Below are 13,043 nucleotides of genomic sequence, written 5' to 3'. Positions count from 1 at the left end.
CACTACCTAGCGAAGGCGCAACTGCGGGGTCGGCCGAAGCCAAGAGCCAACTAGTGTCCTTTGCTAGTTGGCTCTTGGTGAAAGGCAATCCCCCAGCGCCGCAGCGGTACCAGAACCACTCACTCACATGCTTCTCTTAACGAATTACTCTGCGAATAGAGTCTGTAACTAGACTACTCCCACTACCTAACGAAAGCCAATCCTCCAGTGTCGCGGCAAAACCAGGAATGTTCACTCTACACGATTACAAGTAATACTTACACTTTGCCATCAGACATCAGCCCATCAAAACAAAAAAAGACTTGCTAAGTAATCAGAAAATTTGTAAGATGGAAGAGGAAGGAGTGTGACAGTTTTGTTGACAGCTCGAACTGCTGTCGGGGAATTAGTTGTGTTAACAATGAACAAGGACCTGGACAGCTTAAGAGAATGGCGTAAAAACGAAACGTTCTTTTGTCCTCAATGCAATCAACAGCTACTCCTAAAAGTCGGCGATGTAGTCATTCCACATTTCGCTCACTACCAACACACCAATTGCCGAGAAAGTTTCGCAGAAGGAGAATCCCCCACTCATCTGCTTGGTAAATCCCAACTATTTGAATTATTTTCACGACATACCCTTGAAGTGAAATTAGAACCTTTTTTAAAAGATGTACGGCAAAGACCTGATCTTCTCGTCACATGGCGTGGAACAGAAGTGCCGATCGAATTTCAATGCAGTGTCATTCCACTTACAGATGTTCAGCAAAGAAACGCTGGCTACAGCATGCTCAATATGCTGCCGATTTGGATCATTTTGACCCCGCAAACGATTCGTTCTTCATCCGCAACTATCCTCTCTATTCGCTTATCTCAATTTCAACAATCTTTTATTCGGCAATTTGACCACCGGAGTCCTATTCTTCTTACATACAATCCGCTTAGCAAACAATTTCATTACATCAGCCATATGGTTCATCTAAAAGGCTCGACTTATGCCGTTCAACATGTAACATTGCACGTTGATGAGCAAACCATTCCGTTTGCGACCCCTGCAGCACCTTCTGTTGCTGACATTCATGAACTTACTCGTCATTATCAATTCGCGCGACGAAAGTATCTTCAATCTGTCATTGGGTATAATCAAAGAGGTATCCATAATCGTTTTTTGCGTGCCTGTTATGAAATGCGCATACAGCCGATTCAACTACCTGCATGGATCGGTGTGCCAACGAGGGGACAGGAGGCATTCAAACAACCAGATTGCGAGTGGCAACTCTTACTCATTGCAGCAATTCGTGAGGCTAGAAAAACACCGTATCAGTTGGATGCATCGTTTCTCCGCATGTTTATCAAAGAGTTCGATGGTGAGCCAGACGAACAATTGATAGCCTGCCAATCCTTTATGGATTTTTTACGTCAAGAACGCATAGATATCTATAGGTTGGATACATTCACCTCTGGTAATTTCGTACATGAAATACTAGCAGGGCGATTTCTTGCAATGCATGCAAAGAATTGAGAAAATATAGTGGATTCGAATTAAGGTGAAATGGTTGAAGGAGGAATTTGATTGACGAACGATCATAAAGTATTAACTCGCGATGAAGTAGCTGAAGAGGAAACATGGCGATTAGAAGACATTTTCGTTTCGGATGAAGCGTGGAGCAAAGAATACACCAAGGTTGAAGAGATGGTGAATGAAGCCGAGCAGTATAAAGGTACACTTGGGGATGGAGCTCGACCACTTTTTGAAGCGTTGACGTACCGAGATAAATTGGCGGAACGTTTACGGAGATTGTATACGTATGCGCATTTGAAAACAGATCAGGATACAACGAATGGCTTTTATCAAGCGATGGATGGTCGTATTAAGTCGCTAATCGTTAAGGTTTCCACGGCGCTGTCTTACTTCACGCCTGAACTACTTTCAATAGACGAAGAGCAATTGAACCAAACGATCGAATCTCATGAAGGTTTGCGTTTGTATAAACAAGAATTTAAAGAACTGAATGCGGAGCGAGCTCATATTCTTTCTTCAGAACAGGAAGCATTACTCGCACAGTTATCAGAAGTGACTGGGAACGCTTCAGAAACATTTAGTATGCTCAACAACGCGGATCTGACATTTGGTTTGGTAAAAGATGAAGAAGGAAAAGAAATACAATTAACTCACGGTCGGTATGCTCGTTTCTTAGAGAGTAAAGACAGCAAAGTGAGAGAAGCTGCGTTTAAAGAAATGTATGCGAAATATGGTGAGTTTAAAAATACTTTTGCATCCACATTAAGCGGAAATGTTAAAGCTCATAATGTGAACGCCCGAATCCGAAACTATACTTCAGCGAGAGATGCAGCCTTATCAAGCAACCATATTCCTGAAAAAGTATATGAGAACCTCGTTGCCACGATCAATACTAACTTAGGGTTACTGCATCGTTATGTGGCATTACGAAAAAGAGTATTACAACTAGATACACTTCATATGTGGGATGTCTACACACCACTTGTTGAAGATACAGAGATTAAATACACCTATGAAGAAGCGAAGGAGACGATGTTAGAAAGTTTCCATCCGCTTGGCGAAGACTATACATCCATTGTAAAAGAAGGTCTTGAAAACCGCTGGGTGGACGTTCGGGAAAACAAAGGGAAACGTTCAGGTGCGTATTCTTCCGGCTCATATGGAACAAATCCATATATTCTTATGAATTGGCAAGATAATGTAAATAACTTATTTACGCTAGCTCATGAATTTGGTCATAGTGTTCATAGTTATTATTCCCGAAAAAATCAACCGTTTATCTATAGTGGGTATTCAATATTTGTGGCAGAAGTAGCTTCTACTGTAAACGAAGCCTTATTAAATGATCATCTGTTGAAAGTTACAACTGATGATGATCAGAGGATTTATTTGCTGAATCATTGGCTCGATGGTTTTCGGGCGACTGTTTTCCGTCAGACGATGTTTGCTGAATTCGAACATCTTATCCATCAGCTCGATCAATCAGGGACACCGTTGACAGCGGATAAATTAACAGAGGAATATTATGCGCTAAATCAAAAGTATTATGGTGATGAAATTGTCAGTGATGAAGAGATCGGTTTGGAATGGGCTCGTATTCCACATTTCTATTATAACTACTATGTTTATCAGTATGCGACTGGATATAGTGCAGCAGTGGCGCTGAGCAAACAAATCCTCGAAGAAGGGGAGCCGGCGGTCAATCGATATATTTCTAACTTCTTGAAAGCAGGATCTTCCGATTATCCGATTGAGGTTCTGAAAAAAGCAGGAGTCGATATGACATCTGAAAAGCCTATTGAAGAAGCTTGCCGTGTGTTTGAAGAAAGGCTCAACGAACTAGAGCAACTATTAGCCAAAAGAGCATGAAGAAATAGGTTTGACGTATTATGATAGTTAATTACTATAATTTTCTTTACACTTTGTGGAGAACTGTGACATATGGATGAAAGCCGTTATAAATTGTTGAAGTTATAAAATATTTATGATAAAGTAGTGTTGTGGAATAAATCACATACCAAACATACACCCCTTTTGTTTGAACGTGAACATTTCTCCCATTCCCTTTGAAAAAGAGTATTCACTCCCCCCCAGGAGCGGATGCTCTTTTCTTTTTTTTGTGTGAATAAAAATATCCGAGGCAATCAAAATTAATTGCCTCGGAGTTGAATAAGTGCTATTTAATTAGAGAACAATTCGGTTGTTTTTTTCGCCATAATGTACGATCTTGAAAAGGTATTCGTTCGATTTGTTGCTTGAGCAAACGTTTCTTCAATTCGCGTTCTGCTTCTTTTTCTGATATGTGATAGATTTCAGCTACTTCTTTCGTTGTCAGTAAGTCGAAGCGGTTAAACAACGAACTGATGGACGGTGGCATATCAGGAAGAAGTTGCTCACCGATTAGTTCCTCTAAAATTTGTTCGTATATAGCATAGTCATAGAGACCGCTCACTTTTAATCCTTCATCTTCAATATTACTATTAAAAAATACAAAAGTTGGTGCTTCAGCTACTTCCATTTCATTTCCTAGATACATATCGACTTGCAAGGCACGTAATGTTTCTTCTGAGTTGAAATCCACAATAAATTCATCCACATCTAAATTAATACGTGCGGCAATCTCTACTAAGACAGAATAAGATGAGACATCACGATTTTTCAAAAATGAATACTCTAATAAACAAGACAAGTAACGGAATCCAGCTCGTTTACCTTGAAATTCTGCAGCTTTTACTGCAATGCTAGGAAAACAAGGATTCGATCGCTTGGTCGTCTGAGAATTCTCAGTCTCAGGTAAATATGGCATATTCAGCTTAGGCATAGGTGTACGCAACGCAATCCTTAACGAAAAGTAATGATCGTATTCAACTTGTAGTTTACGTAAAAGTGGCTGGAGTGACCAGCAATCTTTACAGTATGGATCCAAAAATACATAGAGTTCGATGGGTTTAACTGAAGCAGAATAGTGTAACGTATCATCAATAACCGTTAGATAGTTCACTGATCTTCCTCCTCGTTCCTATTTACCATGTGGTTGGCGGTTAAGACAAGGCGCTGATAATAGACATCTCGAAGTGGTCCCTCCAGTCCCACTTCATCCATTGCTTCTGTCATACATGACAGCCATGCTTTAGCGCGAGTAGGTGTTATAGGGAACGGCATATGCCGTGCCTTCATCATAGGATGACCGTGTTCTTCTGTAAATAAGTTAGGGCCTCCTAAGTATTGTGTCTGAAATTGTTTTTGTTTCCGAATCGTCTCTGACAGATCATCAGGAAATATCGGGTAGAGGTCCGGATGCACAGCCACTTTTGCATAGAATCGTTCGATTAGTTCATGTAACCTTTTCTCGCCGATCTCCTCAAAAGGGATGACAGGTTTTCGGGTCATTACATTCACACCCCTTCGTTCTTCTGTGACTTTATTCTATCAACGAATTATTTTCTATACAAATAAAACAACTTATTTTCATTTATTGTTATATAGCAGTCGAAGGTAATTTGGGAATAGATTAACAAACTAATAGATTAAATACTTAAGTTAAACAGTCTGCCCATAGTAATTCATTACTTTCTTAACGTATTGCTGTGTTTCTTTAAATGGCGGAATACCCCCGTACTTTTTTACATTACCGGGTCCAGCATTATATGCTGCCAACGCAGTCTCTAATGAACCGAATTGATCGAGCATTTTGCGTAAATATTTGGTCCCGCCCATAATATTTTGTTGTGGATCATAACGGTCCGTCACACCGATAAATTTGGCTGTCCCTGGCATTAATTGCATTAAACCTGCCGCACCTGCATGACTTGTTACATTCGTATTGAAATTTGATTCCTGTTTAATGACAGCGGCAATCAGTTTTTCTGGCAGTTGGTATTTGTCGGCAGCCTGTTTAATGATATCTCCATAAGGACCTTGATAGCCTGTCTTAGATGAAGTTGAAGAAACCGATGGAGCTAAGCTCGACAACGGTGCTGCTGGCAAGGTTGTAGGCATGTAAACTTGATTCATACCATGATAAACTAGGCTGTCGGATGACGTCGCGGACGTTGTATCTGGATTTACCGTGCTATCTGTCATTAGTTGCATTAACATGGATGCAAATCCATTTGCGTTAACGGAAGGATTCGTCTTGAAGGATTGAACTGCCCCAAGTGTTTGTAATGCATTGATTTCCAGGAGCATCCGCATATTTTGTGGGTCTACATTCATACGTTCTTCCCCTTTTTTTAATAACAATATTTTTCGATTGGTCGCTTATATCCATTATACCAACTTTTATACCAGAATGTACAATAACAAAATGCAACTATGTGTATCATATGGTAGACTGAACGTAAAGACTTGAGATGAGGAAGTGGTCATTATGGATAGTATAAATAAAATAATTAAAACCAATCAGCAGGGGAATGAATTTCACTTTATTTTAAATCCTGAGGCAGAGTGGCCAATCGGTTCCCCTACAGGAAAAATGTTAACAGATACCGACCGACAATCATTTGTATATGTGTTTGATCATGAGTCAGGTTATCGTTACGCGTATTTCCCTAAAGATAGCTGGAGTGGCCTTGTGGAAATGCTATTAAAAAATGCTGAACCGATTTTAGTATGGAACGATCAAATCATACAATTAGAAGGCATGACAGAAGAATTGCAGGCTTTGATTTTGAATATTGAGGGAAATAATAATTATGGCGAAGCATTCAGTCAAGCGGTTGAAGAAATATTTCAACCTGTGCTAGAACAGGTCAAATAAGCAGTGCCTATTGAAATGCAGAAAAGGAATGGAAGTGACATGATGAAATTCACAATACAGTCGCGAAACGATGAACTTTCGAATAAATTAATGAAAGAAGCAAGAATTTATTTGAGGGATTTCGGTTTGAAGTTTGATGAGGAGGAGCCTGATATTGTGTTGTCAATTGGTGGAGACGGTACCTTGCTACATGCCTTCCATAAATACATACATCGACTCGATAAAACATCCTTCGTCGGAATTCATACAGGTCATCTTGGGTTTTACGCGGATTGGAAGCCTTCAGAAATAGAAAAATTAGTGATTTTGATTGCGAGACAGGAATATGAAGTGATCGAATATCCATTAATAGAAGTTACGATCAATTATCGACATTCAGAAAAAAGCGCTTCGTATTTGGCTCTGAATGAGTCTACAGTGAAATCACCGGAAGTGACATTAGTGATGGACGTAGAATTAAACGGTGAACATTTTGAGCGTTTTAGAGGAGACGGTTTATGTATGTCTACCCCGTCTGGATCAACCGCTTATAGCAAATCGCTTGGAGGAGCTATCATTCATCCTTCACTACCATCTATGCAATTGACAGAAATGGCGTCTATCAATAATCGGGTATTCCGAACGGTTGGCTCGCCACTTATTTTGCCTGATCACCATATATGTACATTAACCCCGGTAAAAGGACCAGACTTTATGGTGACAGTGGATCACTTACAATTGCTTCATAAAGATGTAAAGTCGATTGAGTACAAGGTTTCCAATGAAAAAATGGGCTTTGCTCGTTTTAGACCATTCCCATTTTGGAAACGTGTGAATGAATCTTTCGTGGCAAGTGATTTAAGATATGAACGTGATGACAATGAACCACAAAGCTAATAACTCATTTCAATTGAACTTTGCAGTGGAACAAGAAGGGTTGCTTCGTGATTTCCTATCTCATAAGGAAATTTCTAAAACTACTTTGACGGCCATTAAATACCAAGGTGGGAATATTTTGGTGAATGGCCAGATACAGAATGTTCGTTATCAGTTACAAATGGGCGACCAAGTAACTGTTATATTTCCACCAGAACAGATGAGTGAAGGGCTAATTCCAGAGACAGGTAACTTATCTATTCTGTACGAAGACGAAACCCTTTTATTGCTAGATAAACCAGCAGGCCAAAGTACTATTCCTTCACGTAATCATCCGTCGGGTACGCTCGCCAATTATGTTTGTGGTAAATTTGAAAAAGAAGGTATTCTTTCAACAGCCCATATGGTGACAAGGCTAGATACGGATACATCAGGTGTTATTTGTGTAGCGAAAAATAGACATATTCATCACTTATTGAATAAACAAATGTCTCAAAATCTCTTTCAGCGAAGCTATACTGCATTCGCTAATGGAATAATTACGCCTTCCTTTTTTACAATCGAGCAACCGATTGGTAGAAAAGAGGGAAGTATAATTGAACGTACAGTTTGTGCAGAAGGACAGTATGCAAAAACAGATGTGTCTGTAAGTGGTAGTTTTTCAAATGAATTCCAAACGTTCTCTGTTGTTAATTTGAACTTACATACAGGAAGAACGCATCAAATCCGAGTTCATATGCAATGGCTCGGTCATCCTCTGATCGGAGATGATTTGTATGGGGCGAGACAAGAACAGTTTTCTCGTCAGGCCTTACATTGCTCAACTATTAGTTTCCTTCATCCTATGAAAAATAAACGGCTACATTTTACTAGCCCTATGCCTCATGATATGCAGCAGTTTTTGAAGCAGAGTGAACCATTAATTTAAATGTAATAAATAAAATGAACTTAAATACCCTCCTGCATATCATTCAAGTTTAGTACAATGATTTCCCGGGGAATATTAAATGATTTGTAGTGTAATCTTTAAGTGTAGAAGGGAAGGTGTAAAATCTTGACCAATCAACAAGAAGAAATGAAAAATGAAATCGTTTTGGATGTAGACAACTTACGAGAGTCACTTAGTAACGAAGACATCCATTCATTCAGACAAGAATATTTAGCCCTTCACCCATATGATCGAGCAATTTTTTATGAAAAAGTAGACGTGAAACTCCGAGAATTGATGTATTTCTATCTATCCCCAAAAGAACTTGCTGAAATTTTTGAAACAAGTGAAATTGAAGAAGATGAATACAAAGAGTTCCTTCAGGAGATGGACACGACATATGCGGCAGAGATGATTTCTTATATGTTTGTGGATAATGCGGTCGATGTCCTGAAAGAACTTGATAAAGCACAAGTCGTCAGTTATTTAACCTTGATGGATAAAGAAGCGGCCGCACAAATAAAAGCCTTGCTGCATTATGAAGAATATACTGCGGGATCGATTATGACGACTGAGTTTGTAACGGTTTCCGAGAATTCTACGGTTCGTTCGGCTATGACTATTCTAAGAAGTGAAGCTCCAAGTGCGGAAACGATTTACTATGTATTTGTAGTGGATGATCACCACCGGTTGACTGGTGTAGTTTCGCTACGTGACTTGATAATTGCATATGAAGACACATTAATACGTGATATTATGAATGATCGTATTGTTAGCGTATTAGTTTCAGATGATCAGGAAGATGTCGCAAGAACAATTCAGGATTATAATTTCTTAGCAGTACCTGTTGTGGATTTTCAGCAACATATTTTAGGAATTATCACGGTAGATGATATTATAGACGTTATTGATGAAGAAGCATCAGATGACTATTCAAAACTTGCCGGTGTTTCTACGATGGATACCTTTGACAAGAATTCGTTTTCTGCCGCTAAAAAAAGAATCCCATGGCTCATTATTTTACTGGTTTTAGGAATGTTGACTGCAAACTTAATTGATCTGTTTACAGAAACTATTTCACAAGTTGCATTACTGGCCGCATTTATTCCGTTAATAGCAGGTACTGCAGGAAATAGTGGTACCCAGGCATTGGCTGTTGCAGTACGTGGTATCGCTACACGGGATATTGAAGATGAAAGTAAATTCAAACTGTTATTGAGAGAAGCGGGCACTGGAATTATTACCGGATTGGTCTGTTCTATCTTCGTTGTAGGATTAATTTTTGTTTGGAAACATGAATTTATTATTGCGTTATTGGTTGGTGCAGCAATCCTTGTTTCTATTTTCGTTGCTACTATTTCAGGATCGTTTATTCCGCTTTTTATGCACAAAATGAAAGTGGACCCAGCGGTAGCTTCAGGTCCGTTTATAACTACGTTGAATGATGTAATCAGTATTATAATTTATCTAGGTTTAGCTACAGCGTTTATCAATTCATTGTGATTGATAAATGCTGTTTTTTTTATGAGAACGTTAGGCTAAGATTTTTCATATGCTAAACAAAAAGGATGTGAGGGTTTTGCGTCATGTTGAGCCGTTATTGTTTATTAAGAATCCAGTAATTGTTAAGTATTTGTATACGCCTGTGATTGAAGAAGAAAGCACGTCTGTTTTTGAGATGGAGAGTTCTAAGGAAGTAGAACGCATAATTGATTCATCGGTGCTCCAAGTTAAAAAGGAAGAGGAAAAGTTGGTAGAAATCAATCCAAAGATTCAGGAACGTTTGGATCATTTAAATCATTCGTTTCGGAAAGAACTATACCAACCTATTGAAATCGTAACGAAGGAAAAGGTTGTGAGAGGCAAGATTCATGAGGTTACAGATGGCTTGGTTTTGATTAAAGAAGGTAATGAAGAAGAGTTCACTTCAATTGCTATTCACGATGTTACCGATATTAGGTGGAAACAGGAATCATTTATTATCTAATTTTTAAAAGGCGAACCCAATTTTGGGTTCGCCTTTCCTATCGCATTGCAAATAGTGTTACTTCGAAATATTAATCTTCGTCACAGAAATCAATAAACACGTCATCGATACATTGAACACCACAGAAGCAATTTAAATCGACAGTTAAACAAGTGTTGGTAGGTCCGAAACCGTCTACCTGACAAATTTTCTCTAAACAAATTTTACCGTTGTTTGTGATATCGAATGGACGGCCATTCTTTAAAGGTTGCAATACTTGAATAGTTGCGCAACAAGAGTCAAATACTTTCTGAACTCGGAAGAATACGGAAACACAGCTTGTTGATGCTGGTGGCGTTGGTGGTCTTCTGCTGCCTAGATCCTCTTCAGCTGCACCTCTTGGATGAGGTCTGTTACTTTTACCACCACGGAATACTGCTTTAAAATAGTCCCCGTTACTTGTCAGTAAACTGAATACACGCGTATTAACACGACCCCGTGCCGGGCTGACTAAGCTGCCGAGTGGTGCCATAAAGCAATCCGTATCACATTCTACACAGTCCACCTCCGGACTAGTACTTTGGACGCGTTTGATGAAACGCAATACCTCACAAATACAACTAGACTTATGGCAACTGCCATGATGATCTCTTCCACTTTCTGTTCTTTCACATCCCACTAAATCCACCTCCTCTTTATCTTTCTCTATACTTTATGCGGTATGTGGAAAAGTGTCAGGGCGTTTGCACCGGTATGCATAAATCACTTAGAAACACTTCATACTATCCTAAAGGGAGGAGATACTTTGAAAAAACTAGGAATGTTATTCATTCTGTTATTTCTACTGACAGGCTGCAGTGAAAAAGGAACCCGTATAGAGAATACAACAACCTTTAATGATGATCAGTTGGAAAAAACCTTGGATCACAACGAGCATGTCAAACTGGCTATTGCTCTCCTTCATGAAAAGGATCTCATTGCAGGTATTCGTGTAAATACGTTTTCAAGATTCCAGAAGAAAAAAATTGCTAATGAGCTTAAGGAGAAATTAGAAAAAGAATATCCTGAATTGAATATTACGGTTTCAGCAGATAGTAAAGTGCTTTTAGAAACCCAAAAGCTTATAAATAAAGGAAAAGAAGGAGAGTACCATAAAAAAATAGAAAAAATCAAATCAATTGAAAAGGAGCAAACTTAATGGAACAAGAAAAGTATGCCCATTTAGAGAAAGAACTATCACCTAAGACACCGATTCTCAAAAACGTAATTAGAGCTTTCTTAACAGGCGGTTTGATTTGCTTGATTGGACAGTTTATCGCACTTTTTTATATTACGTATTTTAATTTTACAGAGCGAACAGCGAGTAATCCAACGGTAGCGACAATGATTTTCATTTCGATGTTATTGACTGGCTTCGGATTGTATAAGAAAATCTCTCAGTTTGGAGGAGCGGGTGCTGCTGTTCCTATTACAGGTTTCGGGAATGCAGTAGTTTCAGCAGCAATTGAGCATAAATCGGAAGGTTATGTTCTAGGTGTCGGTGGAAATATGTTTAAGCTGGCAGGATCTGTAATTTTATTTGGCGTGTTTTCTGCCTTTGTCGTTGCGCTTATTAAAACCCTTCTTGTGAAATTTGGTGTGGTCTCATGGTGAAAAATGGGAATATTATATTTAAAACAATGCCGAGTATTCACTCCACCGGGGTAACGGCTGGGCCGCTGGAAAAAAAGAAAAGTGTCTTTGCTCAGCAATTCGACAAATTATATGAAGATGAACGATGTGATTTGCCTACAAATGAAGATGGACACAGACAGTTAATGTATGACGCTGTAATGATTGCGCTTAGCAAGGCTAAAAAAAGTCCTGAGAAAATTGATATCTTGTTGACGGGCGATTTGGTGAATCAAATGACACCATCCAATTTCACTGCTCAGGCTCTTGGAATCCCTTACATAGGACTCTTTTCAGCTTGTGCCACATCGGTTTCTTCTATGATAACAGCTGCGTTATTTACGGATGCCCAGTATGCAAACTGGATTGTAGCAGGATCATCTAGTCATCATAACGCAATCGAAAGACAATTCCGCTATCCCCTTGAGTATGGTTCTCAAAAAGGAGCTACTGCCCAATGGACTGTGACGGCAGCAGGGGCTGTATTGATTGGACAGAACAAGCCGGAGTTGCCGTCTATTCAATGTGCAACGATTGGCAAGGTTGTAGACATGGGAATGACAGACCCTTTAAATATGGGGTCCGCAATGGCACCGGCAGCTATGTCAACTTTAACTAATCATTTAACGGGGCATGGAAAAACTATTGATGATTATGACACTATTATCACAGGTGATTTGGGTAGCAACGGATTCAAAATTTTAAAAGCGTTAGCCAATGAAAGTGGGTTGCCTCATACAAAGAATTTCCGTGATGCTGGAGAAGAGTTTTATGGTAAAGATCCTACTTTTAAGGCTGGCGCCAGTGGATCAGGATGTTCGGCAGCGGTTTTCTTCTCTGATGTCTATCAAAAGTTGTGCAAGGGAGAATATCGACGAGTATTACTGATCGCTACGGGAGCTCTGTTATCTCCACTATCGTATCAGCAAGGAGATACGATTCCATGCATTGCGCATGCAATTGAAATCACTCGAGATGGGGTGGATACCATATGATCTCTATTTATATCACTTCATTTATAGTAGGTGGACTGATCTGTGTCATCGGTCAATTGTTAATGGATGTTGCAAAACTTACGCCAGCACATACGTTATGTACGCTCGTGGTTACAGGATCAATATTGGATGGATTTGGGTGGTACGAGCCTTTAATTGATTTTGCCGGTGCTGGCGCAACGATACCGATTACCTCTTTTGGAAATGCACTGACACATGGTGCTTTGGCGGAAGCGGAAAAGCACGGCTTAATTGGTGTGGTGACAGGAATGTTCGAAGTCACTAGTTCAGGAATTAGTGCTGCTATTATTTTTGGGCTAATTGGAGCTCTGATTTTTACTTCTAAAGGAAATATATAAAATTAATAA

General features: G+C 39.4%; 15 protein-coding genes. 11 read left to right on the top strand and 4 right to left on the bottom strand.

Annotated elements, in window-relative coordinates; genetic code table 11:
- The first annotated feature begins 346 nt into the window (after positions 1 to 346).
- Both GD002_RS08825 and pepF read left to right on the top strand, forming a co-directional pair.
- Positions 347 to 1,501 carry a competence protein CoiA gene (locus GD002_RS08825; RefSeq protein ID WP_153731993.1) on the top strand — a complete coding sequence of 385 codons (1,155 nt, stop codon included), beginning with the start codon at positions 347 to 349 and terminating at the stop codon, positions 1,499 to 1,501.
- A 51-nt stretch (positions 1,502 to 1,552) separates the two neighbouring features.
- Positions 1,553 to 3,370: an oligoendopeptidase F gene (gene pepF / locus GD002_RS08820; protein WP_153731992.1), complete on the top strand. Its 1,818-nt coding sequence runs from the start codon at positions 1,553 to 1,555 to the stop codon at positions 3,368 to 3,370.
- 307 nt (positions 3,371 to 3,677) lie between these two features.
- Here pepF and GD002_RS08815 read toward each other — a convergent pair whose 3' ends face one another.
- The 3 genes from GD002_RS08815 to GD002_RS08805 all read right to left on the bottom strand — a co-directional run bounded on the left by GD002_RS08815 (position 3,678) and on the right by GD002_RS08805 (position 5,716).
- Positions 3,678 to 4,502 carry a DsbA family protein gene (locus GD002_RS08815; protein ID WP_153731991.1) on the bottom strand — a complete coding sequence of 275 codons (825 nt, stop codon included), beginning with the start codon at positions 4,500 to 4,502 and terminating at the stop codon, positions 3,678 to 3,680.
- Entirely contained in the window at positions 4,499 to 4,891 is a 393-nt protein-coding gene (locus GD002_RS08810) for a globin domain-containing protein (protein WP_153731990.1), read from the bottom strand. The genes GD002_RS08815 and GD002_RS08810 overlap by 4 nt, the downstream gene beginning before the upstream one ends.
- Before the next feature lie 150 nt (positions 4,892 to 5,041).
- The gene (locus GD002_RS08805) at positions 5,042 to 5,716 is read right to left on the bottom strand and encodes a lytic transglycosylase domain-containing protein (protein WP_153731989.1); all 675 of its coding nucleotides are present in this window, start codon (positions 5,714 to 5,716) and stop codon (positions 5,042 to 5,044) included.
- Positions 5,717 to 5,870: 154 nt separating this feature from the next.
- Between GD002_RS08805 and GD002_RS08800 the strand changes: the two genes are divergently transcribed.
- The 5 genes from GD002_RS08800 (at position 5,871) to GD002_RS08780 (ending at position 10,030) form a co-directional block, all read left to right on the top strand.
- Entirely contained in the window at positions 5,871 to 6,260 is a 390-nt protein-coding gene (locus tag GD002_RS08800; RefSeq protein WP_153731988.1) for a UPF0738 family protein, read from the top strand.
- A 42-nt stretch (positions 6,261 to 6,302) separates the two neighbouring features.
- A complete protein-coding gene (locus GD002_RS08795) occupies positions 6,303 to 7,136 on the top strand; it encodes an NAD kinase (protein ID WP_153731987.1) in 834 nt (277 codons plus the stop codon).
- Positions 7,105 to 8,043, top strand: a complete 939-nt coding sequence (locus tag GD002_RS08790; RefSeq protein ID WP_228548338.1) for an RluA family pseudouridine synthase — start codon at positions 7,105 to 7,107, stop codon at positions 8,041 to 8,043. The genes GD002_RS08795 and GD002_RS08790 overlap by 32 nt, the downstream gene beginning before the upstream one ends.
- Positions 8,044 to 8,190: 147 nt before the next feature.
- Entirely contained in the window at positions 8,191 to 9,546 is a 1,356-nt protein-coding gene (gene mgtE, locus GD002_RS08785) for a magnesium transporter (protein ID WP_153732025.1), read from the top strand.
- Between the two features lie 76 nt (positions 9,547 to 9,622).
- Complete coding sequence (locus GD002_RS08780; protein WP_153731986.1) at positions 9,623 to 10,030, top strand: hypothetical protein; 408 nt, start codon at positions 9,623 to 9,625, stop codon at positions 10,028 to 10,030.
- A gap of 70 nt (positions 10,031 to 10,100) precedes the next feature.
- Here the strand turns inward: GD002_RS08780 and GD002_RS08775 are convergent, their stop codons facing one another.
- Complete coding sequence (locus GD002_RS08775) at positions 10,101 to 10,688, bottom strand: CotY/CotZ family spore coat protein (RefSeq protein ID WP_153731985.1); 588 nt, start codon at positions 10,686 to 10,688, stop codon at positions 10,101 to 10,103.
- A 126-nt stretch (positions 10,689 to 10,814) separates the two neighbouring features.
- Here GD002_RS08775 and GD002_RS08770 point away from each other — a divergent pair, with 126 nt between their 5' ends.
- From GD002_RS08770 to spoVAE, 4 genes are read left to right on the top strand one after another with little or no spacing between them, the layout of a single operon-like run.
- Positions 10,815 to 11,207: a putative periplasmic lipoprotein gene (locus GD002_RS08770; RefSeq protein ID WP_153731984.1), complete on the top strand. Its 393-nt coding sequence runs from the start codon at positions 10,815 to 10,817 to the stop codon at positions 11,205 to 11,207.
- On the top strand, positions 11,207 to 11,662 hold the full coding sequence (gene spoVAC, locus GD002_RS08765) for a stage V sporulation protein AC (protein ID WP_153731983.1): 456 nt from the start codon (positions 11,207 to 11,209) through the stop codon (positions 11,660 to 11,662). The genes GD002_RS08770 and spoVAC overlap by 1 nt, the downstream gene beginning before the upstream one ends.
- Complete coding sequence (locus tag GD002_RS08760) at positions 11,656 to 12,675, top strand: beta-ketoacyl-[acyl-carrier-protein] synthase family protein (protein ID WP_153731982.1); 1,020 nt, start codon at positions 11,656 to 11,658, stop codon at positions 12,673 to 12,675. Before spoVAC ends, GD002_RS08760 begins: the two co-directional genes overlap by 7 nt.
- Positions 12,672 to 13,034, top strand: coding sequence for a stage V sporulation protein AE (spoVAE, locus tag GD002_RS08755; protein ID WP_153731981.1), 363 nt, complete (start codon positions 12,672 to 12,674; stop codon positions 13,032 to 13,034). Before GD002_RS08760 ends, spoVAE begins: the two co-directional genes overlap by 4 nt.
- Positions 13,035 to 13,043: the final 9 nt, after the last annotated feature.

It is taken from the genome of Sporosarcina obsidiansis (genome assembly GCF_009651005.1).
GTDB lineage: Bacteria > Bacillota > Bacilli > Bacillales_A > Planococcaceae > Sporosarcina > Sporosarcina obsidiansis.
The sequence above is the reverse complement of the archived record's forward strand: the minus strand, read 5'-3'. Positions and strand labels throughout refer to the sequence as shown.